Origin of the sequence: Bacillus sp. FSL M8-0166, assembly GCF_038008825.1 — a bacterium.
Classification (GTDB): domain Bacteria; phylum Bacillota; class Bacilli; order Bacillales; family Bacillaceae; genus Bacillus; species Bacillus safensis.
Genome location: NZ_JBBOZZ010000001.1, coordinates 1,845,023 through 1,871,454 on the forward strand (window position 1 = coordinate 1,845,023; position 26,432 = coordinate 1,871,454).

General features: G+C 41.8%; 24 protein-coding genes. 5 read left to right on the top strand and 19 right to left on the bottom strand.

Going from position 1 to position 26,432, the window contains the following annotated elements; genetic code table 11:
• Positions 1-4 precede the first annotated feature (4 nt).
• The 4 genes from NSS92_RS09755 to NSS92_RS09770 all read right to left on the bottom strand — a co-directional run bounded on the left by NSS92_RS09755 (position 5) and on the right by NSS92_RS09770 (position 3,428).
• The gene (locus tag NSS92_RS09755) at positions 5-421 is read right to left on the bottom strand and encodes a VOC family protein (protein ID WP_340867564.1); all 417 of its coding nucleotides are present in this window, start codon (positions 419-421) and stop codon (positions 5-7) included.
• A gap of 126 nt (positions 422-547) precedes the next feature.
• Complete coding sequence (locus NSS92_RS09760; protein WP_012009394.1) at positions 548-2,086, bottom strand: bifunctional GNAT family N-acetyltransferase/carbon-nitrogen hydrolase family protein; 1,539 nt, start codon at positions 2,084-2,086, stop codon at positions 548-550.
• A gap of 15 nt (positions 2,087-2,101) precedes the next feature.
• Entirely contained in the window at positions 2,102-2,767 is a 666-nt protein-coding gene (locus tag NSS92_RS09765) for an HAD family hydrolase (protein WP_340867567.1), read from the bottom strand.
• Positions 2,768-3,077: 310 nt separating this feature from the next.
• A complete protein-coding gene (locus NSS92_RS09770; RefSeq protein WP_340867569.1) occupies positions 3,078-3,428 on the bottom strand; it encodes a DUF5365 family protein in 351 nt (116 codons plus the stop codon).
• A gap of 109 nt (positions 3,429-3,537) precedes the next feature.
• Between NSS92_RS09770 and NSS92_RS09775 the strand changes: the two genes are divergently transcribed.
• Complete coding sequence (locus NSS92_RS09775; RefSeq protein ID WP_340867571.1) at positions 3,538-4,446, top strand: RluA family pseudouridine synthase; 909 nt, start codon at positions 3,538-3,540, stop codon at positions 4,444-4,446.
• A 96-nt stretch (positions 4,447-4,542) separates the two neighbouring features.
• Here NSS92_RS09775 and NSS92_RS09780 read toward each other — a convergent pair whose 3' ends face one another.
• From NSS92_RS09780 to NSS92_RS09790, 3 genes are all read right to left on the bottom strand, one after another.
• Positions 4,543-5,109: a class D sortase gene (locus NSS92_RS09780; protein ID WP_267585893.1), complete on the bottom strand. Its 567-nt coding sequence runs from the start codon at positions 5,107-5,109 to the stop codon at positions 4,543-4,545.
• 46 nt (positions 5,110-5,155) lie between these two features.
• Positions 5,156-8,059 carry a 5'-nucleotidase C-terminal domain-containing protein gene (locus NSS92_RS09785; RefSeq protein WP_340867574.1) on the bottom strand — a complete coding sequence of 968 codons (2,904 nt, stop codon included), beginning with the start codon at positions 8,057-8,059 and terminating at the stop codon, positions 5,156-5,158.
• Between the two features lie 86 nt (positions 8,060-8,145).
• Positions 8,146-11,526 (bottom strand): CheR family methyltransferase, encoded by a 3,381-nt coding sequence (locus tag NSS92_RS09790; RefSeq protein WP_340867576.1) that lies wholly within the window; start codon positions 11,524-11,526, stop codon positions 8,146-8,148.
• A 144-nt stretch (positions 11,527-11,670) separates the two neighbouring features.
• Here NSS92_RS09790 and NSS92_RS09795 point away from each other — a divergent pair, with 144 nt between their 5' ends.
• Positions 11,671-12,315, top strand: coding sequence for a spore coat protein (locus tag NSS92_RS09795; protein ID WP_041089559.1), 645 nt, complete (start codon positions 11,671-11,673; stop codon positions 12,313-12,315).
• A gap of 25 nt (positions 12,316-12,340) precedes the next feature.
• On the opposite strand, the gene NSS92_RS09800 is transcribed toward NSS92_RS09795, so the two are convergent.
• Both NSS92_RS09800 and NSS92_RS09805 read right to left on the bottom strand, forming a co-directional pair.
• Complete coding sequence (locus NSS92_RS09800) at positions 12,341-13,216, bottom strand: hypothetical protein (RefSeq protein WP_324290813.1); 876 nt, start codon at positions 13,214-13,216, stop codon at positions 12,341-12,343.
• A 156-nt stretch (positions 13,217-13,372) separates the two neighbouring features.
• Positions 13,373-13,879, bottom strand: a complete 507-nt coding sequence (locus tag NSS92_RS09805; RefSeq protein WP_034321666.1) for a YhcN/YlaJ family sporulation lipoprotein — start codon at positions 13,877-13,879, stop codon at positions 13,373-13,375.
• A gap of 151 nt (positions 13,880-14,030) precedes the next feature.
• Here NSS92_RS09805 and NSS92_RS09810 point away from each other — a divergent pair, with 151 nt between their 5' ends.
• Positions 14,031-14,432 (top strand): spore coat protein, encoded by a 402-nt coding sequence (locus NSS92_RS09810; protein ID WP_267585889.1) that lies wholly within the window; start codon positions 14,031-14,033, stop codon positions 14,430-14,432.
• A 34-nt stretch (positions 14,433-14,466) separates the two neighbouring features.
• On the opposite strand, the gene NSS92_RS09815 is transcribed toward NSS92_RS09810, so the two are convergent.
• A complete protein-coding gene (locus NSS92_RS09815) occupies positions 14,467-14,847 on the bottom strand; it encodes a hypothetical protein (RefSeq protein WP_267585888.1) in 381 nt (126 codons plus the stop codon).
• 97 nt (positions 14,848-14,944) lie between these two features.
• On the opposite strand from NSS92_RS09815, the gene NSS92_RS09820 reads away from it, so the two are divergent.
• Both NSS92_RS09820 and cspB read left to right on the top strand, forming a co-directional pair.
• A complete protein-coding gene (locus tag NSS92_RS09820) occupies positions 14,945-16,036 on the top strand; it encodes a GGDEF domain-containing protein (RefSeq protein ID WP_267585887.1) in 1,092 nt (363 codons plus the stop codon).
• Between the two features lie 211 nt (positions 16,037-16,247).
• Positions 16,248-16,448, top strand: a complete 201-nt coding sequence (cspB, locus tag NSS92_RS09825) for a cold shock-like protein CspB (protein WP_008349061.1) — start codon at positions 16,248-16,250, stop codon at positions 16,446-16,448.
• Positions 16,449-16,560: 112 nt separating this feature from the next.
• On the opposite strand, the gene NSS92_RS09830 is transcribed toward cspB, so the two are convergent.
• From NSS92_RS09830 to queG, 9 genes are all read right to left on the bottom strand, one after another.
• On the bottom strand, positions 16,561-16,920 hold the full coding sequence (locus tag NSS92_RS09830; RefSeq protein ID WP_267585886.1) for a hypothetical protein: 360 nt from the start codon (positions 16,918-16,920) through the stop codon (positions 16,561-16,563).
• Between the two features lie 13 nt (positions 16,921-16,933).
• Positions 16,934-17,458 carry an NAD(P)H-dependent oxidoreductase gene (locus tag NSS92_RS09835; RefSeq protein ID WP_267585885.1) on the bottom strand — a complete coding sequence of 175 codons (525 nt, stop codon included), beginning with the start codon at positions 17,456-17,458 and terminating at the stop codon, positions 16,934-16,936.
• Positions 17,459-17,475: 17 nt separating this feature from the next.
• Positions 17,476-19,095: a DHA2 family efflux MFS transporter permease subunit gene (locus NSS92_RS09840; RefSeq protein ID WP_340867586.1), complete on the bottom strand. Its 1,620-nt coding sequence runs from the start codon at positions 19,093-19,095 to the stop codon at positions 17,476-17,478.
• Positions 19,096-19,134: 39 nt separating this feature from the next.
• The gene (locus NSS92_RS09845; RefSeq protein WP_267585883.1) at positions 19,135-19,767 is read right to left on the bottom strand and encodes an HlyD family efflux transporter periplasmic adaptor subunit; all 633 of its coding nucleotides are present in this window, start codon (positions 19,765-19,767) and stop codon (positions 19,135-19,137) included.
• Between the two features lie 364 nt (positions 19,768-20,131).
• Positions 20,132-21,295 carry a sporulation protein YhbH gene (gene yhbH / locus NSS92_RS09850; RefSeq protein ID WP_034282299.1) on the bottom strand — a complete coding sequence of 388 codons (1,164 nt, stop codon included), beginning with the start codon at positions 21,293-21,295 and terminating at the stop codon, positions 20,132-20,134.
• A 139-nt stretch (positions 21,296-21,434) separates the two neighbouring features.
• Entirely contained in the window at positions 21,435-23,330 is a 1,896-nt protein-coding gene (locus tag NSS92_RS09855) for a PrkA family serine protein kinase (protein WP_034663803.1), read from the bottom strand.
• 444 nt (positions 23,331-23,774) lie between these two features.
• Positions 23,775-24,248 (bottom strand): tRNA (uridine(34)/cytosine(34)/5-carboxymethylaminomethyluridine(34)-2'-O)-methyltransferase TrmL, encoded by a 474-nt coding sequence (gene trmL / locus NSS92_RS09860; RefSeq protein ID WP_024425327.1) that lies wholly within the window; start codon positions 24,246-24,248, stop codon positions 23,775-23,777.
• A 43-nt stretch (positions 24,249-24,291) separates the two neighbouring features.
• Positions 24,292-25,194, bottom strand: coding sequence for an amidase domain-containing protein (locus tag NSS92_RS09865; protein ID WP_267585882.1), 903 nt, complete (start codon positions 25,192-25,194; stop codon positions 24,292-24,294).
• A gap of 61 nt (positions 25,195-25,255) precedes the next feature.
• Positions 25,256-26,404: a tRNA epoxyqueuosine(34) reductase QueG gene (gene queG / locus NSS92_RS09870; RefSeq protein WP_340869978.1), complete on the bottom strand. Its 1,149-nt coding sequence runs from the start codon at positions 26,402-26,404 to the stop codon at positions 25,256-25,258.
• Positions 26,405-26,432: the final 28 nt, after the last annotated feature.

Genomic DNA, 26,432 nt, shown 5'->3' on the forward strand with positions numbered 1-26,432 from the left:
ACCCTTATGAAAGGGCGCTTCTCTCCTCATCCATATAGAACACTTCCCACAAATGACCGTCAAGATCCTGAAAGCTCCAGCCATACATAAACCCATGATCCTGCTTTTCCTTAAACGGTGAACCGCCTGCTGCCATCGCCTGCTCCACCAGCTCATCGACCTCTTCCCGTGAATCAACGCGCATAGAGATTATCACCTCTGATGCTTTTTTTGCATCCACTAATTGTTTCTCTGAAATGGATTGAAAATGCCTAAGAGATAACAGCATGACGGTGATCGTGTCATCAATGACCAAACAGGCCGCCTGATCATTCGTGAACTGCTGCTCAAAGTCAAAACCCAGCCGCTCAAAAAAAGCGATAGATTCCTTCACATGATTTACCGGCAAATTGATATACAAATGTTTAGATTGTCGCCCCATGTTCCTCTCCTTTTTGAACACATAATCTCCTTTCAGTATATTCGGCTTTTTCTCCAGCATCCCTTTGTCAATTGAAAAAATCTGATGTCATCAAAAGAAGCGCCTCAACAATAGGCGCTTCCTTCATTATTTCTTATATTCAATATGGTACACGTCTCTTCTTCGGTCTTTGAGCTGACGTACCGTCCCATCTTGCCGCTGTCTTCTTAAAATTTCTAAATCGACATCGCCCACGACAACCATTTCTATATTCGGATTACACTCTCCTACAATCCCATCTCTTGCAAATTCAAAGTCAGATGGGGCAAAAATCGCTGATTGTGCATATTGGACATCCATATTTTCGGTTTGCGGAAGGTTTCCGACAGTTCCTGAGATGACGGTATAAATCTGATTTTCAACCGCTCTAGCTTGTGCACAGTAACGCACTCTTAAATAGCCTTGACGGTCTTCTGTACAGAACGGAGTAAAAATAATTTTCGCTCCTTTATCAGCTGCAATCCGAGCAAGCTCAGGGAATTCAATATCGTAGCAAATTTGGATTGCAATTTTACCGCAGTCCGTATCAAATACACGAACCTGATCACCTGCTGAAATCCCCCACCATTTTCTTTCATTCGGTGTGATATGAAGTTTATATTGCTTTTCAATCGTTCCATCACGTCTAAATAAATAGGCGATATTGTAGATTTTCCCTTCCTCTTCTACGAAATGGGATCCGCCGATGATGTTAATGTTGTACTTCACAGAAAGATCTGTGAACAAATTAATGTAGTCCTCAGTATATTCCGTGATCCGCTGAACTGCAAGACTTGGGGAGCGCTCCTCTAAGTAAGACATGAGCTGCGTTGTAAAAATTTCTGGGAATACGGCAAAGTCAGCTGATGCATCTGATGCGACATCAACATAATACTCCACCTGATTCATAAATTCCTCGAAGGAATGAATTTGTTTCATCGCATATTGAATGACGCAAATGCGAACTGGGAACGCCGATTTATAATATCTTTTCGATTGCGGACGATAATCAACATTGTTCCATTCCATTAACGTCGCATATGTGCTGGATGCCTTATCATCTGGCAAGTAATTCGGATTGATCCGCATGAGGCTGAATTCATTTAACAGCTGAAAAGATAAAACAGGATCATAAATTTGGTGAAGCATGACCTGCTCCACATATTGACGAGGCGTCATTTCCTCTTGGTATTTATGATAATTCGGGATGCGTCCGCCAATGATGATGCTTTTTAAATTTAATCTCCTCGCTAAATCTTTTCTTGCTTCATATAGACGATGGCCAATTTTCATGCGGCGGTACTCAGGACTAACCATAACCTCAATTCCGTACATATTCATCCCATCTGGATTATGGTTTGTGATGTACCCATCATCTGTGATGTCCTGCCAAGTATGGCGGTCATCGTATTCATCAAAGTTAATTAATAAACTTGAACAAGAGCCAATGATTTCTCCCTCAAATTCAGCACAAAACTGTCCTTCTGGGAAATGCTCAAGATGGCTTTCAAGGTGCTCTCGTTTCCATGGGTCCATGCCCGGAAAGCATACCTCCTGCAAAGCAATGATTCGGTCAATATCTTCTTCCCGGATATTACGGATCACCATTCTTTTTTCAAACCGCGTTAAATCGAGTTTTTCTGCCATGATGTTTTTGCCCCCTTACTGATCCTCTTTTTCAAGCTGATGGAATAGCTGGAGCAATTCGATTTCAGCCATGGATTCTAATCTGACATCATATTCTTCAAATTGCAGCGTGCTCGTCACTTTGTTTGGGACGATAACGCATTTCATGCCTGCCCGTTTGGCAGCAACTGACCCATTCACTGAATCCTCAAATGCCACACAATCCTTTGGCTCTACACCTAAGCAGCTTGCGGTTTGCAAATAAAGCTCTGGATGAGGTTTGACTTCTTCCACATCATCTGACGTGCGGATACATTCAAAGTAATCGAAAAGACCAATCTGCTTCAGGTGATCAGACACCCATTTATAGTCTGAGCTGGAAGCAAGTCCAATCTTGATCCCAAGCTCCTTCGCTGCCTGTAAATAAGCTTCTACTCCGGGTCTTGCTGATTCGTCCATCATTCTCTTTTGAAAACGAGAACGCCGGTCCGCTGTGAGTGCCTCATGATCAAGCGTCTTTCCCAGCTGCTTTTCCAAGTATTCAAAAGGCTTAAAGCCTGCCTGCGTCCCGATGACGTTGCCCCATACGGAAAGAGGCAGCTCCGACTCATGCTCCGCAAACATTTCTTGTAAAACTTCATATTCATGTGTTTCTGTATCTAAAATTAATCCGTCAAAATCAAATATAATCGCCTTTACCAACGAGGCCACTCCTTTTTTTACGAAAGTCTTTAATATGATACTCAATGCTATCATATCGTGAATAAAATTGACTTTCAAAGATGAATGTCTGCTAAAATAATTATGTATAAAAGGAGCCTGTACCATTTTGTCAGGCTCCTACCCGTGTTCGGTTCATTCTGCAAGAGATCCAAGCGCTCCGATTCGTGGAGAAATAGGCAATGTTGAAAAAGAGCGGGTTTGGTATTACAGATCTTAAAGGTTTCTCCGTTCCCTTAAAAATAGTATGTGCGGCAGCCTTGTAAGTTAACAAGGAAGTTCACACCAACTTTTACGCATTTTGAAGGCGGCGGCTGGAAAAATCGTCTAAATCAAACGGAAAAGAAAAGCCGCATGCATTGACCTGCTCACGGTTTCGCTCGAATAGCTCACGATCACGCTTTGTAATATGGCGTTTAGGTTTTACAATAATGGTATGTAATAGCTGAAGTCCCGATAAAATACGAAAAGCATCGTCCATCGTTCCGTTATAAACCCCTTCTACAAAGGTCAGCGGTTGTTCTTTTTGACGCGCAGCGGGCTGTTCTCCACCAACAGCATGGGATAGAAGCTCTTCTACATCCTTTGATATTTCTCCAATCGCCTGCTCCTGAAGGTCTGTAGCAGCTTTCATTAATCTCACGTGACATCTACCTCTCTGTCGTTATTTCTCCATTCAGAATAGCACAGAAAAAAAGGCGTTCGCCAAGGTAAGTGTTTCCTATATATACCCAAAGAGAGGAACGGATATCATGAACATTAAAGGACATACGCTCTCGCTAAAAGCAGGTGAGCAGCATCATGACATTTCACTGAGTCAGTTTTTAAAAACAGCCGTGTCGGCCTCAAAACCAATTATCCATTTTTGGATGGAGCATCAAAAAATACGTTTAAATCAAAAGCCTGCCCATCACGCGGCAAAAGTCAGTACAGGCGATCATATCTTGATCGATTTATTTGAAACAGAAGAGAGTGATGTGACGCCAGAATATGGTGAATTAGAGGTGCTCTTTGAAGACGAGCACTTATTGATTGTGCAAAAGCCCGCTGGACGGCCAACGCACCCAAATGAAAAGGGACAAACGGGCACACTGGCTAACCTTGTGGCTTTTCATTTTCAAGCAAATGGCGAGGAAAAACGGGTGAGACATATCCACAGGCTTGACCAAGATACAAGCGGCACTGTCATTTTTGCTAAACACAGGTTAGCTCATGCTGTGCTTGATCAAATGCTTTCTAAAAAAACGATCAGCCGAACCTACATCGCTATCGCAGAAGGACTTTTCAAGAAAAAGAAAGGCACTATCGATGCAGCGATCGGCCGTGACAAGCATCATGCCGTCAGACGAAGAATCTCTCCTACTGGTCAAAGTGCTGTCACTCACTTTCAGGTCATGGACACCAATAAACGCCTGCAAATGACAGCCGTTAAGCTGCAATTAGAGACAGGAAGAACACATCAAATTCGTGTCCATCTTAGCAGTCTCGGGCATCCTTTAGCCGGGGATTCACTTTATGGCGGCGCTCGTGCTTATATCAACAGATGCGCTCTTCACGCCAAACAAGTAGACATGACACATCCTTTTACAGGTGAGCACCTGAGCATAGAAGCACCGCTTCCACCAGATATGGCTCAGCTCATGGACGAGATCATTCATTAAAAAAAGAAAAAGAGCCTGCTGATTAAATGCAGGCTCTTCAAATTGTTGACAAAGGGCTAAAATGTTCTTGATTATAGCCATTTGTCTTCTTTTTCTTTAGACAGATGCTCTTTTTGCATAAATAATATACCGCTCTGGTGCATTACCGACGAAATGAAATGGATAGCATGTCGTTAACACGAGCTCTTCCTTTTCATTCTGCAAAGTAATAATGGAAGTATCATGCTGATCCACGATTTTCGTATGCGTGATTTCATAAACAAACTCACCATACGGTACAGTGATTTTCAGCTGATCCCCAATATCCAGCTCACCTGTTCGGCGAAATACCGTGTCACGATGGCCAGATAGGACGATTTGTCCCTTCTGATCAGGGTAATAACTGCCTTTGTAATGCCCGACTCCTTTGGCAAGATCATCTGCATCTGTCCCTTCGACAATGGGAAGGTCCGCTTTTAATTTCGGAATCGTCAGGATGCCAGATGCTTTCCCTATTTCAGGAGAAAACTGCTTCTTTGACATCCCTTGATCGTCCGCTACCGCTTTCTTCGCTTCTTCTAATGATTGTGCCGTTTGAAGGTGCGTAGAGGCGATTTGCCAAATCCCCCAGCCGAGCAGGATAATTCCTGCTGTCATCACAGTAAGTGCAAGCCACTTTTTCATGCTTAAACTCCTTTGCCTGTTACATTTCTCTTAGATGATACGCTCTTTAGCTTGCTGCTTTTTCTTCTTGTTTTGCTTTTTGAATTCGTCCCTCTTTTTGATACACAATGGAAGCTCCTTCAAAGCTCTTCACAAAGGCGACAGTGGCTTCTAGATCCTCTGGACCTGTTTCGGGATTTTTCCCGAGCCGGCCTATCGGCGCATATTTACTGCCAGTGGCAGTTGCCATAAAGTTATTTACCGTGAGTGTATATGTTTGATCGAGCGCAACGGATGAACCATCAGGCAGCTTCAAGTCGACTACTTTATATGTTACCGGATCATAGGAATATGAAAAGCCCGAAATGCTATAATCTGGTCCAAACTGAGGTGAAATTTGCGCTTCTATGATCTCAGCCAAGTCTTTCCCCTTAATCTCAAGTTTAACTAAGACGTTGCCGAAAGGCTGAATATTAAACAGATCTCCCCACGTAATCGGCCCTTTTTCAAGGTTTTGCCTGATCCCGCCGCCATTCATCATGGCAAAATCACTTTTCATAGAATATCTCATACCATCGGCAATCAAATTACCGAGCGGCGTGTCTCCATCATTTGAATAGCCGCCTTCCATTTTGACACCAGCTTCTCCAACTACCTCACTAATAATCGGCTCAACTTCTTTCCCGTAATGAGCCAAGATGCCGGCTGCTTCCTTGTCCTTTTCAATACCAGATTGGTCTACATACTGGATATTTGCACTCTTTTTGACGATATCCTTCGTTTTGCGGTCAAGCATTACATTGACTTCGCCAATGGCCTTCCCATATTCAAAGGCTTGAACAATTAATTTCCCATTGACCTCTCCGTTTACCACTTCGTGATTATGACCTGCAAAGATGACATCAATTTCATCATCGCCTTCTTTGGCAAGCTTCGCACTCTCTCCAGTGATGGTATCTCCATTTTGAGAGGCTGTCATATGAGCTAAGACCGCAATGGCTTTGATCCCTTTTTGTTTTAATTCCTTCGCGGCTTCATTCACGGCTTTGACTTCATCTGTAAACTGAATGTCTTTAATCCCTTCTGGCATCACCATTCCTGCGGCTGACTTTGTCACAACACCGATAAATGCTACAGGGATTCCTTCGACATCCATGATTTCATAAGCAGGTAAAAGTGGTTTGCCTGTATCCTTGTATTCACAGTTTGCACAAACGAGCGGAAAATTCTGTCCGTCATATCCCTTTGTGCCTTTAGGATGTTCTCCGCCATTTATGATACGTAATAGCTCGTCCACCCCTTCATCAAATTCATGGTTGCCAACCGTGCCAACATCAAAGCCAATGTTCTCCATGAGTTCAACCGTTGGTTCATCTTGCAGAAGAGAAGATATTGGAGAGCTGCCGCCAATCATATCTCCAGCATGGACTGTGATCGTATTTTTGTGTGCTGCTTGTTTTTGTTTGATATAAGCCGCCACATAATCCATCCGTCCGTACGTTCCTTTATTGCCATCACCTTTCAGGTCCAGTTCGTATTGTTGATCAATTTTCCCGTGTAAATCATTCATGCTTAAAATGGTTAATGGGACTTCGCCCGTCCCCTCTGCCGGCTGATAGCCAGCCTGTTCTGCTTCTTCTTTTGAAGCAAAAAAGATGCGTTTATCTACAGCGATTTCTTTCCAGCTGTCAGGCGATACGTAGGTTTTCGCCGATGAATCACCGACGTAGCGTGTCAGTCCTTTTTTCTGTTCTCGTGCTCTAAATTCAAACGGCTGTTCTAGCAGCGGATCCGCTTCATTCCAAATACCCAGCCCTTTTTCTTTCGCCTCTTTGACAGCATTTTGGAACGTCTGATAGTCCTTTTCATCTCCAACTGGCCAGATGAAATACGTAGGGGCATATCCTTTTTTCACTAGCTCTAAATTCGTATTGACCCCTTTTTTGGTTTTCACTTGAGCTAAAAGACGTCCATAGCCGTCCTTCGCTTCAGGACCAATCTTTAATGTGACTTTATCTCCGCTTGAAAGAAGCGTATTTAAATAGTCCGCCGCCTTCTGTCCAAAACGCAGCTGGTTTTGATCTAATTCATTTTTTGGCTTATGGTACGTTTCCGGCGTGTCCATATTCACAAAGCGCACCTTTGTTGTACCAAGCACAGGCTTCTTTAAATGAATCGTATCTCCATCCACCACCCGGTCAACCGTTGCCGCGTATTCTTTCTTGATTTTTGGCGGCTTTGGCTGGCGTTTCAGCAGGCTGACATCACCTTTGTGTCTTGGAAGCACCTGCAGCGTATCATATCTGCTTAACACTCCTGTAAACTCATACCATTTCCCTGTCTTTACTTCATCGATGGCACGTGTATCCACCATCACTCTAAGGATGGTGCTGTGATATTTTTTATCAATGATCACCACATTGTATCCACCGCCAGCCGGCTGCTCTGGTTTTGATTCAACATAGCCTTTGACCTTCACAAGTTTTCCTTCATGTTTACGTGCCTGATACGTTTCTAGTTGTTTCACGGAGACTCGCTTCGGCTTTGGCAAAGTTTGATTCACACCATCGATCTTCAGACGGTCTCGATCCGGCACAATTTCAATCAGTCCTTTATAAGACGTGATCTTCCCCGTTACTGTCACCTTCATGCCTGCTTTTAGTTCTGGGAAATTGTTGGGCTGTGCTGAATAAATATTGATTCCAGCTGATTTGTCTTGAATGTACGTTGACAGTTTCCCATTGCCTATAGCCGATTGGTCTGCTGTCACAATTCCGCTCACCGTCACCGTCTCTCCGATCAGCTGACGGGCTTTCTTGATTTTCATTGGCTTCTTTTGGTTCCAAACCGTTTCCTTCTTTTCAGACGCAATGGCTGGTTCTGCTGTGATCATGCCAGGCAGTAAGGATTGCAGACTAAAGATCACTAAAACCAGACAGCAGATCATTCGAATGGATCGAACACGTTTCATTAGACCCTCCCCTTCCGAGCTTTATCTCTCATAGTGTACTAAGTAAATATTGATGGTAGATGGATTTCTTGTAAATCTTATGTCTGTCAGCTCATTGGAAACGTAATAATCACTCGTGTCCCTTCAAAGCTTTTGCTTTCAAAACGAATGCTGCCGCCATGGCTTTCAATGATTTTAATGGTCATCATTAAACCAAGGCCAGTCCCTTTTTCTTTCGTTGTATAAAAAGGTTCACCCAGTTTCCCCAGTTCATCTTCTGGTATGCCCTTTCCCTGGTCTTCAAAGATGAGCATCATTTGATTATGTTCCAATACGGATGTGACCTGAATGACACCTGTCACACCATCCATCGCCTCAATACCGTTTTTAAGAATGTTTAAGAAAACTTGTTTCAGCTCATTCGGTATACCTTGAATGTTTGGCAGCGACGGAGACAAATTCTTCTGAATAGACACGCCTTTTAAGACCGCCTGTGATTCAACGACCATGATCACTTCTTCGAGCAGAAGATTGACATGTACCGGCTCAAATTTCACCGATTTACTTCTAGAAAGCACAAGAAATTCATTAATAATGGCCTCAAGCCGATTAAATTCAGACATCATGACATCTGCATAATCCTTCTGATATTTCTTACTTTGAATCATCAGCTGTAAAAATCCCTTTAACGATGTCAGCGGGTTCCGTATCTCATGGGCGATGCCGGCTGCAAGCTGACCAACTGCGGACAGCATCTCTGACTTCATCAGCATCTTTTCTGACTGCTTTTGATTGGTAATATCCTCTGAAATCCGCATCACGGTTGACTGCATTTTGTCAGGATCATCAATTCGGTGTAAAGAGACTCTCTCCCATCGTTCACGGCCTGATAAATCCTGAAAGTACAGCTCACCTGTCCAGCTGCCTTCTTTTAAACAAACGTCCCATTGCTTTTCTAAATCATCACATTGACACAGCGCATGATAGACAGAAAAGATATCTTTGCCGATCAGGTCGTATTCATGCTGCTGTACAAACTGGCAAAAGCGCTGATTCACGCATTGGATGACCCCTTCCTCAGTTGCAACAACAATATGGATATGGCTGTTATCCAGTGCTGTTACCGCAAGATGGAGTGCCTGTTTGATTTTTGTCATTTCCGTCATTTTAATCCACGTCATCACCGCTCCCTCATGATCTTGTTCAAAGATAGGTGTGATGTGAACGGTGAATTGTTCGCCTTCATTCGTTTCAATTTCTCGTTCGATGACGCGCCTGTCCGAGATAACGGATTGTATGTCATGATAGAGCGTTTCCTGCGTAAGCTTTTTAGCCATCGACTGAAAGGATTGCTGATGCCTTATTTGAGCTGAAGTAAATAAAGAGGCAGCTGTAGGAGTGTAATAGCGAATATTCATGTCCCGGTCCACAAACAACGTCGCAAGCTCCGGCTTGACAGAAGGTCTGTACAGTTCTTCCCTTGTCACCCTTAAGTTGTTTATGATATTAATGAAATGCTCGTGTTTTTTCTCAAGCTCCGCTATTTGCGTGTTTTTCGCTTTTAATTGAGCCCTTGCCTCCTGCTCCTTTTGTTTGACTTCATTGAGTTCATTTTCTAAATCGACAATACGCTGTTGATAGACTGAATTCTGATCTGGCATCCCTTTTTCCCTGCCGTTCTTTTGATTTTTTCCTCTCTCATTTATTCGAATGAGAATGACGTATACTCCTTTAAAACGGCGATCAAAACTCTTTACAGTAAAATCCGCAAACTGCTTTCTGCCTTTTTCCGAAATGAGAACATGCTGAAACACAACCTCCGTCTCGTCTGTCCACACCTTTTGAAAGGTTTGACTCAACATCTCTTTCAAATAATCTGGCGTTACATATTCACATGATTGATCTGACACTTCTTTGTGGTCTAAGAAAGAATAGGCCCCATTTGACATCGCCAGGATTTTGTTACCATCATTGATGACCATACATGCATCATAATCCTCGCTCACTTCTTGCATATATTGTGCGGCTCGCTTTTTTAACTCGGCATCACGAGCGTCATGTACCCAAGGGACACTAGATGTAGAAATGTTTGAATGAGTGTAAATGTTCCACTTTTCATTGAACAATTGAAACAATCGAGGGATACTGGGGACAGTTTCATTGGGCCCTAATATTAACATCCCTTGATCTTTTAAAGCATATTGGAATCGGGATAATACTCGTTTTTGTACTTCTGGCTCAAAGTACATCAGAACATTTCGGCAACTGATAAAATCGAGGTGGATAAAAGGTGAATCAATCAATAAATTGTGAGGAGCAAAAACAATATGTTTTCTAAGCGACTGCTTCACAATAAAAGCGTCACCTTTTGTTTCGAAATATCGCGCCCGCCATTTTTCCGGTATGCTTGCCATAGACTCTCTCGAGTAAAGACCTTTACTAGCTATTTGAATGGCTTTTCGGTTGATATCTGTCGCAAAGACTTGAAGTTCAATGGACACATCTCTTCGCTTCATTTCTTCTAAAAATAAAATCGTAAAAGAATAGGCTTCTTCCCCTGTGGAACATCCCGCAATCCAAATTCGGCAGCGAGATTTCCCGTTGTTCATCGAATGGTCAATGATGGACGGTATGATCTTCTTTTCACATACACGAAAAGCTTCCATATCTCTAAAAAAAGTAGTCGTGCCGCTTAAAAGCTGGACGTGCAGGCGATCAAGCTCATCTGGTTCTCTTTCTAATAAACGATCGTACTCTGCTAATAATGACATCGGCTCGTTTGCAGTGCGCATCCGTTTTTGAATGACAGAAAGCAGCCTTTTCTTTTCATAGGTTGAAAAGGCAATCCCTTTATACATTTCAAGACGTTCAATGATTCTTAGTAAAGCTGGGTCTGTCTCATCAGCATGCGGGACATTCATGATATTGGCCATATATGCCGCAAGGGTAGATGGATCCTTGAATGTGTGATGATACATGCTGTCAAAACCACTCTCTACCTCACTGCACGATAAGGCTGTACCACCTTGCTCAACCAACTGAAGCAATCCACTCCCCACACAATGACCTTTTTGAAAAAAGATCGCAAACGCCTCTTCCTTTTGAACACTGGCAAGTGACTTAAAAAGCGAGTCGACAGAGCATGCCTTGTTTGTTGGCAGCTGCTCTGATACATGCAGCCGATGATCTTCTGTTAACGTCACAGCCGCATGCTGCGGACAAAAATAGATGGTCTTCTTCATGACTTTCTCACCATGTTTAATCGTTTTTGCCCGGTAGCCAATCGGTAAAACAAGTGCTTCCAAATCTGTTATACAATCGCCTGTCACATGATTTTGCACAACAATAAAAGAGGCATTTAATTCATGTGGAAACGATTGAAAAAAAGCCTCAAGATGATGCTGTTCAAACGGCGAAACACCGATGCCAATCACTGGTGCCTGCACATGTTCGTCTTCTATCAAACGATTAATGATTTTGTCCTGCATCTGGTACCCCCATGTTCATTCGTCTGATACTTTTTTTCGACAAAAAGGAAGAAAACCCTCTAATTGTAAATAATGTTTTTTGCATGAAAATGTGAAAACATCCTCACATTAAAACAGATTGTATAAACAGAAGGAGGAATCTCAATGCAAAACGATCAGCAACCAATGTTTCAAGGAAGCGCTCAACAGCCTGAGCTCAACCATGGCGGGCATGAGTTATTCGATTTACATGAAATTTTAGCCGGCACGATTAATATTTTGGATCAATATATGATCTTGCGGCAATTTATTCAAGATCCTGCATTATCCGACATCCTGGATCGACAATATCAATTCGTTTTATCCCAGTACAATGTCACTGTAGATTGTTTTTCTACCGGACAAAAGCCTAGTGAAGAAACCGCTACTTATATGATGAAAGAACACACACAAGTGACATACGGAATCAAACCTTCTCAGCCGAAGAAGCCGAATCAGTCATTACAGGATGTAAAAGACTTAGGCATCACAGGACATATGCTCAGCCTAGTCAAATCACATGCTGGATTACTTTCCATGTCCGCATTAGAAGTAACGAATCCTGTTGTCAGACGTGTGCTTGCTGCGCAGATTCCGAACTTTATCGAAATGGCATATGAAATTTTCTTGTATCAAAACAAGCATGGCTACTATCAAGTTCCTCAGCTTTCCAAACAAGACATGACAGCCATGACGTCAGCTTTTGCACCGCTTCAGGGGCAGGTTCAAATGCCTCCTAGCAAGGCCGATCAACAAAAGCCTCTTCATTAAAAAAACGGCTGACCCCCTTTACTGGTCAGCCGTTTTTTCTTTGGTACATCACTTTAAACTGTTCTTCAAAATCTGTGAGCCTCTCCCCCGTCGCCTGTTCAAAACCGCTAGCAAATTGGCCCGTTTTCGCAGTTTCCTCCATGATCTCATGTATGACGTCTCGTCCGTAAAGCTGCACCAGCTCATAGATCATATAATAGCTTTGTAAATAGACATCTGTCTCATACGTCACCCGAGAGTTCTGCCAGTCTTGATCAGAATGAAGAGATTGAAAAGGAATCACGTCGAAACGTTCAGACGTAGCATTTAACACGTCATAGGCCGTCCATTCTGCTGTTCCTTCGTGGAACCAAAGCGGGAAAATTCCTGGAGACACTTCATATGAATGGACCTTTTCATAGAAAACAAAATGAGCATACTCATGAATAAAAAGCGTATTGAAAAAGTATAAAGGCAGTGTCTCTTTCTTCAATAATGCTTCCCGTTTATCTGGATATAACCCAATCATTTGATCATGATCAGAGTAAAATCCGGTTATATGCTTAATTCCAGCCATTTGTTCGATCGTCTCTTTATCATCAAAATAAATAACATCTAAAGGTCTGTCAGCTTCAAACTGAAACACTGACGCTGTCCTCTTCTCTGCCTGTTTCATGGCCTCTATTGTCAGATCAACAAAAGCGTCCTCTTCCTCTGAATAGTAGATTCGAATATGTTCATAGACTTGCTTATTGAGTCCCTCCGTGATCACCGTTTTAGGAGAAGACTGCTGCTCCAAATATTGTCCTGTCAGCTGAAACGCAACATAAATTAAATACGCGGTGAAAGCATAAAAAATCAGACCTGCTGCAATCATTCCGCCTACAAGTTTTTTATGGATCAATGACGGCTTGGCTTTCATTTGCTCCCCACCTGAATTCATCTTGCACCCTCTTTCTCTTTCTATGAAGAAACAAAGATCAACAAGAGGTGATATATTTTTTACTTTATGCAGTCAGGTGTGCGAGGTGCGGTTCCAAACAAAAAAGCCGCATATGACATACGGCTTTTGTCGTAGCTATTTTGATTCAGGGAAGACACGTCTAACCGTTTCAGTAAATTCATCGAAAAATCCTGAAATCGGCTCTCCGCTTTTAATTCGTTTTCCGTAACCTTTCATACGATCGACAAAGTCTGGATTAGCAGATACATACACGTTGTCGATTTGTTGATCCGTTGATTTGACTTTGTCTGAAATTTTCTTTTTCAGATCGTCCGTCACATCACCGCTTTTATTGCCTTCAAGTACAACGGCAACAAATGCATTTTTTCCTGTGACAAGCACGTTCGCTGTCTTCACTTCAGACATATTGGCTACAAGCTCTGACGCCTTATCTGCCACTTTGACCTTCTGAGGTGTTTGAACATCTGGCTGATCCTGTCTCATGTTGTCATTCTTATATGTGACATTTTCATACTGCCGTTTCATTGTTCCTCTACGCTCATCGCCTTGGTTGTTCATTCCACACCCAGCGGTGATTAATGTTGGCACGAGCAGTAAAGATAGCATCCATTTCTTATTCATCAATTATTCCCTCCTTTTGTTCATAGGTTTTTCATCCAGCCGGCTTTTTATGCACACATCCTCTGTTTCCGCAAAATGAATTCATAATTCAGCTGTGTTTGGTCATCCTAAACTTGATGAAAGATCATCACGATCAAATGGAGGGATTCGTTTGTTTAAAAAAAGAAAAGGTATGAGCACTGGCGCAATGATCGCAGTATCAACAGCTATCGTTGCATTATTCTCCCCGGTTTTACGAAGAAGGCTGAAAAGCATGACACAAATGAATATGTCTTCAATGATGAAAGGTGCAAGCCATCAGCAAAACCAAGACTCATCTCGCCAAGAGTCACACTCACACAAAGAATCAAAAAGTACAGGTGAAGTTGGACAAATGATCAAGCAAGCATTCACAGCTGTCCAGCCAAATCAATCGAACCAGCACCAAGCACCATCAAGAACCCATCAGCCTAGAGAGTCTTATGCGCAATCTCTTCACATTGATGAAAGTGTGATGAATGTGATGGATGATGAATCGATCCAGCAAGTCATCAATGACATTGAGCACAAATAATAAAACAGGAGCCTTCATAAAAAGAGGCTCCTGTTTATTCTCCAGAAAAATGTTCTTTGACCATGAGACAAAAGGAAGGTAAAAATATGATTTCGATTGTTGTGATGAAGTCGTCATGATGCTCTAATATCAGCAAAAGTTCCTTTTCTTCCTTTCGATCTTTTTTTATTTCTACATGCTGCACTGTTTTAAAATCATATATTCCCAAAACAGATTCGGTCTTTTTTCGAACGACCTTTAAGGTAAACTCCTGCATAGCAAGCGACATGGTCACAACAAATCGCTCCTCCTGATTCTCGAACCGAAACGTCAAATCTTGATATTCAACCGGCATTTCTTTTTCAAACCCGGCATCTGGCATTTTTTCAAAAAAAGAAAGCCAGTCCGTTTGATCTGGAAAGCGTTTTCCTCGCATTTTCTTCAATTCCTCATCATGAAAATTTTTATTAATTATCCTTTTTCCCCTTTTCTTTTGCAACAAATTTTAGTAATTTTAAAAAGGTGATTCTATTTTGCTAAGAGACCTCTTTATTAATTTAACAATTCTTGTCACTTTCCATTATTTATTTATGCTTGTGTTTAAAGAGAATTTTCTGAAGAAAGAAGATACCTTGCTCAGACAACTATGCAAAGGCATGCTTTCTGGGTTACTCGGTGTCCTTTTAATGTTCTTCTCTATTAAAACAGGACCAGCTATCATCGATTTAAGACATATTCCCCTTATTTTAACGGCCTTTTATGGAGGCATCGCTCAAACAATGATTGCAGCCTTTGTTGTCATCAGTGGCCGATTATTAATTGAAGCCAACATCGCTTCTTCCATCAATATTTTTTCCATGATGTTTATCGCAACCTCTTCTTTTTTGATTGCAGAGCGTCATATGAATCATGTTGTGAAAATGCTGTTATCCATTACGATTGGTAATGTGATGGCCACAAGCCTGTTTATCATGGTCGTGCATGAGACATCATTTCAACTGCATTTTACTTATTGGATTTTCTCATATATTGCTGGGTTGTTTAATTTTTATGTTATAGAGCATCAAACAAAAGCATATCAGCTGTTAAATTTGTATAAATTCCAAGCTCATTATGACTTTTTAACAGGTGTTTTAAATAAACGGAAGTTCGATGAGGTATTAAGTGAAGCTTTTACTAAGAAGTTGAAGCAGCCTATCCATCAAATGTCCCTTATTTACCTAGACATCGATTACTTCAAAACCATCAATGATCAATATGGGCATCATGAGGGAGATATCGTTTTAAAAGAGATCGGTACAAGGCTGATTAAAAACACAAGAAGCTCTGATTATATTGGGCGGATTGGCGGTGAGGAATTCGCTGTCCTTCTACCAAATTGTACAATTGAAAAAACATGGCAGATTGCAGAACGCTTACGAAAAAAAATAGCAGATCAGCCGATTTATTTAAAAAATGGCATGTCCATTCACACTACGGTATCAATTGGGTGTGCTTATTCTCATGGAACGAGTGCAGACATCAAACAATTACCGATTATAGCTGACCAGGAGCTCTATAAAGCGAAGGAGTCTGGCCGAAATCAAGTGAGCTTTTCAGAGAGAAAAAAAGACCATTTGACATAGGCATTTTCCTCAATTTGTTAGCGCTAATTATTTTTAAAAAAGTTTTCGTATAACAGTTGTTTTTTCCCGCAAACACTGGTAAAGTAAAGGTAATTATTTTTGTTCGTATCATCTTTAAGAAGAAAGTTTTGAAAGAGTTTTCGTCTTTGAAGTTTGTGTAAGAGCAAGAATAGTGAATTTAAGCGTTAAGATCGCTTTAGGAGGAAATTTCATGTTAGAAGGTAAAGTAAAATGGTTCAACTCTGAAAAAGGTTTCGGATTCATCGAAGTAGAAGGTCAAGACGATGTATTCGTTCACTTCTCTGCTATCCAAGGCGAAGGCTTCAAAACTTTAGAAGAAGGTCAATCAGTTTCTTTCGAAATCGTTGAAGGTAACCGTGGACCACAAGCTGCTAACGTTAACAAAGCGTAATTTAAGAGCATCTGCTCTTTAGCACTTTATAGAGTGAAGGAAAACCGCTTGGCTTCTGCCAGCGGTTTTTTTGTGCCATAAAAGAAGAGAACCTGATGAGAGGTTCTCTTTTTTATTTGTCCTTCTGCTTTAGCTTCTGCAAAGCAGAACGATACATATCATCATTCATTTTTATCTCTGGTTCTTCTTCTTTGACAGGTGGTTCTGGCTGCTTAAACTTTTGAAGCGCCTGTCTATAGAAATCGTCGCCAGACGCAGCATCATCCGTTTGAGAAGGCTCTGACGCTTTTTTTTCAACTTCAAGCTCTACAGGTCTCGCCGCAGCTTCTGGCTCGCTATGCGGCACGTCAGGCTGATTGGAGACATCTTCTTTGATCTCTTCCTTTTCGGCCGATGCGTGTCTGACATTGAACGCTACTAATCCGATAATGACTAGAACAGCAGCTACTAACGCTACAATAATCGTCGCCAAAAGAACCCTCTCCTTATCGCTTAAATGATGCAGTGACTGATGCTACACGTCTACCTAGTGCTTTTCCAAGTTCAATGCCTTCAGTAGAAATCAATTCATCTGAATCAATCGGGCATGTCACACCAGCTCCATAGTAAGAGCCGTATAAAGCATTCTCTGGAACATTTCCAGGAAGGCCAACAACAAGCATTCCTTGGTGGAACATTGGTGTAATCAAATTGTGCATTGTCATTTCTAAACCGCCGTGTGTTGTAGCAGTTGTACAGAAAACAGCCCCGACTTTATCGATTAGTTTTCCTTCTGCCCATAAGTAGCCAAGACGGTCAATCCATGTCTTTAACCCAGAACTAATGGTACCAAAGTGACCAGGGCAGCCCCAAATGATCGCATCCATTTGATCGAGCTTGCGAATGTCCGCATCTTTCACGTGATCAATGAATACTTGAGCTTGCTCTGTTTCACCTGCGCCTGCTGCAATCGCTTCTGCAAGTGCTTTTGTATGGTCACCTTCACTATCGTATACAACATAAATTTTCATGTACGGTCCCTCCACACTTATCTTGCATCTTGGTTAGCTTCCTTAGGTGCCGGAAGCAGTGATATTTCTTGTTTCTTATGCTGCTGTTCTTTTCGCTTTTTATCCTTACGAACATCTCGCAGGAACAAGCTGAGAATGACACCAGCGGCACAGAATAATGTCACCCACATGTAAGCATCATTGATACCCATCACGTTTGAATCGATCTGTGCTTTCGTAAAGAGCTGGGTAGATACATATTTTTGAGCAGCCTCTGCTGTCATACCCATATGATGCATCACATTCGATACCGCCGCCTGGAATGAATTCATAAAGACCGGGTCCGCAGTATTTGTTTGATCCGCCATATTAGAATAATGGAATGTCGTCCGATTCGTATAAATCGTTGTGATCAAACTCGTACCGATGGAACCGCTTATTTGTCTTAATGTATTAGACATCGCTGTACCATGACTGTTTAAGTGCTGTGGTAATTGGTTCATCCCTGCTGTCATAACCGGCATCATCAAGAGTGACATACCAAATGCACGTACTGCATACATGAGCACAATGTGACTATAGGAAGTATCAATGGTCAGCCTCGTAAACTCATATGTCGTGACAACGGTAATGAGCATCCCCACAATTGCAAGCGGACGAGGTCCAAATTTATCAAACAAGATCCCTGAAATCGGGGACATAATGAGCATCGCAAGTGCCCCTGGAAGCATTAATAGCCCAGATTGCAATGCCGTAAACCCAACGAGGTTTTGCAGATAAATCGGAAGTAAGAACATTCCTGTATATAAAGCAACCGTAATAATGATGTTAATGACACTTGATAATGAGAAAATGCTGTATTTAAATACGCGGAAATCAAGCATCGGATTATCAACTTTCAACTGTTGGAAAATAAAGAGAATGATCGCAATCGCACCAATAATAATCGTAGATAAGACGATCGGATCTGTCCAACCATCACTTCCTGCTTCACTCACTCCGTATAGAAGGGAAGCAAAACCGACGATTGAAAGAATCGCACCAAGACTGTCCAGCTTGATTTTTTTAGGCTCTACAATATTTTTAAACATAAAGAAAGCCGCGATAATGACAATCGCACCGATTGGCACAAGTCCATAAAACATAATACGCCAAGAATAATGTTCAATAATGTAACCAGATAATGTTGGTCCTACTGCAGGAGCAAACATCATCGCAAGACCAAAAATCCCCATTCCTTTCCCTCTGTTTTCCGGAGGGAAAATAAAAAGGATTGTTGTCATGACGAGCGGCTGTAAGATACCACCGCCGACAGCCTGAATCAAACGGCCAATGAGCATCGTTGAAAAGTTTGGCGCAATACCGCAAATAAATGTACCTAGTGTAAACGAGATCATAGCCACTAGGAATAAGCTGCGCTGTCCAAAACGTGTGATTAAAAACGCAGACAACGGAATCAGCACACCGTTGACAAGCATGTAGCCTGTTGTCAGCCACTGAATCGTCGTTGCACTTACATTAAACTCAGTCATTAAATGGGGCATGGCTACGTTCAAAAGCGTTTGGTTTAAAATGGCTACGAACAAACCGGCCATTAAAATGATCAGTAAAGACAAGGAGCCTGTTCCCTGTTTTGTCGCTGCAGGTTGATTTGCCATCTCAGACAACCTCCTTTCATTTTTTGATATCAATCATCATTAAGATGAAATTTTGACAGAAGCATTCATACCTGGAAGTACTTTGTCTGATGGGTTTTTAATTGAAATTTTCACTGCTACTTTCTGCGTTACTTTTGTATAGTTGCCACTTGAATTTGTTGCTGGCAGCATATTGAATGTTGAGTTTGTCGCATAACCAATTTGTTCAATGTTTCCTTCAAATGTTGTATCAGGATCGCCATCTACAACGATGTCGACTTTGTCGCCTTTTTCAATGTTTTTAATATCTGTTTCTTTGATATTTGCTGTGATGTAAAGCTTGCTTAAATCAATTGTTTCACCAAGAACTGTACCAGGCTGCACTTGTTGATTGTTTTGTATTTCTTTTTTGACTAATGTGCCATCAGCCACTGCTTTAATGTTTGTTTTTGTTTCTCCTTCAACTTTTGCAACTGTGCTGTCTTTTTGCACTTCGTCACCTTCATTGATATCCCAGCCTTTGATTTGTCCAGCTGCTGGTGCTGTAATTTGATACATGTCACCTGTTACTTTTGCCTCGTCTGTTTTAACAAAATTTGTGCTTTCGTAGTAGTAATAAGCACCTCCAGCAATAATGGCAAGAATCACAATAAGGCCAATAATGTTCGTTAGCAATAAACGCCCTCTGTTCATGTTTTGTTTCTCCTTTCATGTATAAAAATATAGTGTCATCTGCTTTAGCAAACTTAGAATGCCCATCATCTGACAGAATATGAAACAAGCTCAACAATCTGTCCTTTTCCCTTCATCTACTCCCGCTCGACTCATGGTGTGCAGCCCATTTATCCTTATTGTTCACTTATGAGCAAAGAGCAGAAAAAGAAGAAAAGACGATCGGCATCTTTTTTGAAAAACTTATATTTAACAAGATTAAATATTAATAAATGAAAATTGAAATGTCAAAGAGAAAGTTTTACTTTTTTTCTGGTGATCCTTTCCTTCTCCACACAAAAAACCTTTCAGCCCTTATGCTGAAAGGTTTTTTCAAATGTGCTCGTTATGAATGAACTTCTTCCTGCTGAAAAAATTTTTTTAGTGCGAGAAAAACGTCTGATTTTTGCTTCAAAATATAATGCTTAAATTTCTCATCCTGAATATGCTTATATGCTGACATTAACGTAGAATGCCGGTTGTATTGATTCACTTCACCGTAACAGAATAAATTGGCTTTTTTCATGATCTCAGAAACAAGTTTCACACACCGGGCGTTGTCTGAGGTCAAATTGTCACCATCAGAAAAATGAAAAGGATAAATATTATATCGTGACGGCGGGTATCGTTCGTCTATGAGCTCTAGTGCCTTTCGATAGACAGACGAGCAAATGGTCCCCCCGCTCTCACCCCGTGAGAAGAAATGTTCTTCGTCTACCACCTTCGCCTCTGTATGGTGGGCAATAAATTCAATATCGACCGTCTCATACTTTGTCCGTAAGAAACGTGTCATCCAAAAGAAAAAACTTCTCGCCATATATTTTTCCCAAAGTCCCATACTTCCGCTTGTATCCATCATCGCCAAAACGACGGCTTTCGACTCTGGTTTGGTCACTTCATTCCACGTTTTATACTTGATATCCTCTGGGTAGATTGGATAAAAGGAAGGACTGCCTGTCATCGCATTTCGTTTAAATGCCGACAGCATCGTTCGTTTTTTGTGGATATTTCCTGTTAACCCGGTTTTGCGAATATCATTAAATTCAATTTGCTCGACAATGATGTCGTCAAGCTCCTTTTGTTTGAGGTTTGGCAGCTCCAGTTCACGAAACAGTGCTTCCTCGAGATCCATTAATGAGACTTCTGCTTCGTAATAATCCTCACCAGCTTGATCTCCAGCGCCCTGCCCCTTACCTTGGCCCTGCTTACTGTCTGAGCCGTCGCGCGCAACAACATCGCCAACCTCACTGTCTCCATCGCCTTGACCCACATGCTTATTTTTGTCATAGTTATACCGAATTTTATATTCATCTAATGAACGGATCGGAATTTTGACAACATCTTTTCCATTCGACATGATGATGCTTTCTTCTGTAACAAGATCCGGCAAATTGTTTTTAATCGCCTCTTTGACTTTTTTCTGATGACGCTGCTGGTCGTCATAGCCTTTTCGATGGAGGGACCAGTCTTCCTGAGACACAATAAACTGACTTTTTTCTTGCCGGGACATCCATCCCCCTCCTCACCTATTTGCACAATTCTTCTAGCCATCGATTCCTTTATCCTATGCTGCTCGTCATCCAAGTTGACGATCATTTCTAAAAAAGACATTACCGGTGCTGATGCGCCAATAATGCCTCCTTCATTTATTAACGATTCAGAAGACTGCCTACATATTTTAAAAGTTCATTCGCACTTGTTGAATTATAACCATGCTCATCAATCAATCTAGCCACTACTTCATTGACCTTCTTCAGCTGCTGTTCATCCGGTGTCTTCGTCGATGTCGTGATTTTCACCACATCTTTTAGATCAGCAAACAGCTTCTTCTGAATGGCCTCTCGCAATCTCTCATGCGAATTATAATCAAATCGTTTTCCCTTTCTCGCATAAGCTGAAATACGAATCAGAATTTCTTCTCTAAATGCCTTTTTGGCGTTTTCAGAAATACCGATCTGCTCCTCAATTGAACGCATGAGTTTTTCATCAGGATTCATTTCTTCACCCGTTAACGGATCACGCAGCTTGTTTTTATTGCAGTATGCCTCGACATTATCTAAGTAATTATCCATCAGCGTTTTCGCAGACTCCTCATAGGAGTACACAAATGCCTTTTGCACTTCCTTCTTCGCAATATCATCATACTCTTTTCTCGCGACTGAAATGAAATTCAAATAACGCTCCCGGTCCTCGCTGGAGATAGACGGATGCTGATCGAGCCCTTCTTTTAAGGAGCGAAGGACATCCAGTGCATTGATCGATTCCATATTCTTTCGAATGATGGTGGATGAAATTCGATTGATCACATACCGCGGATCAATTCCGCTCATCCCTTCGTCATGAAATTCCTTTTTCATCTCATCAATGTCTGCTGACTGGAAGCCTTCGACACTTTCTCCGTCATACAGACGCATTTTTTTCACCAAATCAATATCAGAACGCTTCGGCTCTTTCAGTCTCGTCAAAATGGAGAACATCGCTGCTACCTTCAGCGTATGCGGGGCAATATGCACATCTGAGACATCACTTTCTGAAATCATTTTATGATAAATGCGTTCTTCTTCTGTGACCTTTAAGTTATAAGGAATTGGCATCACAATAATTCTTGAATGCAAAGCCTCGTTCTTTTTATTTGAAATAAACGACCGGTACTCGGTTTCATTCGTATGGGCGACGATCAATTCATCTGCACTAATCAAGGCGAATCTTCCTGCCTTAAAATTTCCTTCCTGCGTTAATGACAGGAGGTGCCATAGAAATTTCTCATCACACTTTAACATCTCCTGAAACTCCATCATCCCTCGGTTTGCTTTATTGAGTTCTCCATCAAAGCGGTACGCACGGGGATCTGACTCTGATCCAAATTCAGCAATGGTTGAAAAATCGATGCTGCCTGTTAAATCGGCAATGTCCTGAGATTTCGGATCAGACGGACTAAAGGTACCAATGCCGGTCCGTTTATCCTCTGAGAAAAAGATCCGTTCAACCCTTACATCCTCAATTCTGCCGCCATATTCCTCTTCCAGTCTCATCATGTTCAGAGGCGACAAATTCCCCTGCACACGAATCCCATATTCTCTATAGAAATCCTCCCGCAGATTTTGCGGAATGAGATGAAGCGGATCTTCATGCATAGGGCAGCCTTTGATCGCATAAACTGCGCCATGATCGGTCAGTGAATATTCTTCAAGTCCTCTTTTCAATCTAGTGACAAGCGTCGATTTCCCCCCGCTTACTGGTCCCATCAGTAATAAAATACGCTTCCTGACATCTAGCCGCTTTGCAGCAGGGTGAAAATATTCCTCCACTAATCTTTCGAGTGATTCCTCTAACCCAAACAGCTCCTGATCAAAAAATTTGTAGGTTCTGACCCCATTCTCCTCTTCAATCCCGCTGTCTTTAATCATATGATAAACGCGAGAATGAGCAGATTGAGCGACAAGTGGATTTTCCTTAATAATGTCTAAATAATCGCTGAATGTGCCTTCCCATTTGAGACGCTGCTCTTCTTCTCTGTGCTGTTCGATTTTCTTTAAAATATCCATATGAACCTCCTCTTTCAAGATTGAAGCTAGAAATCAGATACTGTTTTACAATCTATGCGGAGGCGTCCTATTACATGCTTTCGTTCTTCAAAATGACGAATTGGCAAACTGAATTGACAACCATCCGCCAGACCCTTCATAATAAAGGAAAAATAGGAGAAAAATGATTTTCTTCTCCTGCTTTTCAAGGTGAACTTCACATCATATGAAACAGGCAGCGAACGGAACAAAGGGATAAGGGGGAGCTTATATGAGAACGGTCATTATGATGGGCGTCATCATTACGTTTTTAGTATCCATATTCACTGCTGGCTACGAAGGCAAGCCTGGTAAATGAAAAAAAGGATGTTCCATTTGCGGAACATCCTTTTCATTTTCAACATGTCAAAAAAAGTGATTTCACATAAAAAAGCCGAGTTCAGTATCTCGGCTTTTATCATGATCTTATGTGAGATCGCGATATTGCTGCTGGCGAAGTGCCTCATATACAAGAATGGCTGCCGTATTCGACAGATTCAGGGAACGAACATGCTCTGTCATCGGTAGACGAAGACAACGGTCCATATTCTGTTCAATCAAATCTTTTGGCAATCCACTTGTCTCTCTGCCAAAGACGAAGAAATAGTCTTCATCCAGCTGAGAGTAATCAAATGTCGTATGCGGCTTTTGACCAAATTTTGTGATATAGAAAAATTGCCCCTTCGGATGAGCCTCAAACAATTCATCAAGTGAATCATGATAGACCACATTGGCATATTTCCAATAATCAAGTCCTGCACGCTTCAGCATTTTGTCATCTGTCGAAAAACCAAGCGGACGAATCAGATGAAGGGTTGTATTTGTTGCTGCACATGTACGCGCAATATTTCCAGTATTAGCTGGAATCTCTGGTTGATATAAAACGACATGAAGTCCCAAAAAAGTTCACCTCTAATTTTCTTTTCCGCTCAACATTATACCACTAACTATCCTTCGCGGCATCGTCCAAAATGTGAAAAAACATATATCGAATAGCAGGTGTATAGGCGGTCGAATCCTCGTATGACCAATAACGCATGCGGCAGTCATACGTCTGTGCATTCACAAGAGGCATTCCGCCTTTGTCATGATCAACAACAATGGTTGTATGATTATACCTTCCATCACCTTCAAAATCGTAGCAAATGACATCACCAATTTGAAGCTCGTGCGCTTCTTTGAGTTTCTTTGCTCTCAAACCTGCTTTCGAATTCGCTAAATAATTTTTCATCGAATGAGCCACCGTCCAGCTATAACTCCACGTATGCGGACGCACCCACCAGCCAGATCCGCGGTTCGGATATCCTCTCGTTGGCGCATTCCCTGCTTTTAAACATTGTGAAATAAAATTTGTACAGTTATCTTCAAAGTTTTTATAGGCTGGATTCCGCTTATTCCAGTATGTCTCCGCATACTGCACGGCTGCACGCCGGTCATATTGAAAAGCTCTGCCGAATTGTTCTTCGGTCTGAAAGCGCTCATCCATATGCTCTTCCCTTTGCCGCTCTTCTAGCATCATCCGATCTTTGACAAGCATGTTGTTATAAAGGAACGCTTCTCTTTTTTCCACCTGTTCCTCTAAATAGAAAGAATCGTCTACATCCTTGCATACATAAGTGAGATGAGCAAGGTACTGCACATGGTGAGCTCCATCATCTTGAATGGCTGAATCGAGAAGTTTTGTTTTTGCTTTCGCCTTCACAATCTCAACCTGTCTTCTAGCAAAAAGCTCTTTTTTCCGCTCTACTGCTTCCACATCAGACATAAGCTGCGGCTGCTTGATTGCACGGTCATTGATTAAATACGCCAACCTGTCTTCTAAAGTTTTCTCTAATAATTGTTTCACACAGACACCACCAAACATTTTTTAAAAACTCTGTTTGGTTCATTCTATGTTCACAGGGATGTTATTTAGTATTTAAAGGTGTCTGTAAAAGCTCAATCCCTTTCACAATCTCCTCTTTCGCTTCTTCATCACTTTCCCGTTCAAGGGCTTTTTCCAGCTCTGGAAGCTGCTGATCGTCGCCAATTTTGCCAATTGCCCAAGCAGCCGTTCCCCGAATGACCGGTCTTGGGTCCTTATGCATCAACTCAATCAACACTGGTAAAGCAGATGTATCTTTAAAATGAGCGAGTGCCAAAATTGCATTCCGCTGAATGGGCTTTTTCCCCCTCCATGAACCTGAAACATGACCGTATTTTTCCTTAAACTCACGATTGCTGATCGTCAGAAGCGGCTTTAACAGCGGCTTCGCAATTTCAGGGTCCGGCTCCATTTCAGGATGCAGATGAAAGTCTTTTCCTTTATTGATCGGGCAGACGATTTGGCACGTATCACACCCATACAATCGATTTCCTATTTTCGAACGAAACTCATCAGGTAAAAATCCTTTTGTCTGCGTTAAAAATGAAATGCACCGCTGAGAATTGAGCTGCCCCGGATTCACCAGCGCACCCGTTGGACACGAATCCACACATTTATTGCATGTTCCGCACTGGTCTTCAATTTTCTCATCCGGTTCAAACGGGACATTTGTGATCATTTCAGCCAAATACACATAAGATCCAAACTCTGGCGTGATAATCATACAGTTTTTTGCACTAAAACCAATGCCAGCACGTTCTGCTACAGCACGATCAGACAATTCTCCTGTATCCACCATTGATTTTGTCCGTATATCGACATGCTTGCTTCGCAAAAATTCTTCGAGCATATCAAGCTTTTTTTTCAGCACGACATGATAATCCGTTCCCCATGAAGCCCGGCAAAAGATCCCCCTTCTCGCATCCTTAGTACTTCGAGGAGTATCTTTCATTTTGGAAGGATACGCGAGCGCTATCGCAACAATTGATTTGGCCTTCGGAAGCAGCAAAGAAGGGTTTGTCCGTTTTTCAATATCAGGCTCTTCAAAGCCTGACAAATACCCTAACGATTCATGTAAGATGAGGCGGTCCTTTAATGAATCAAATGTATCGGCACTTGCAAATCGAATTTTATCGACACCAATTTCTTTCGCATATTGAATCAATTCTTCTTTTAATTCTCCAACATGAATCACCTTGCAAACCTCCTTTCTTTGTTTC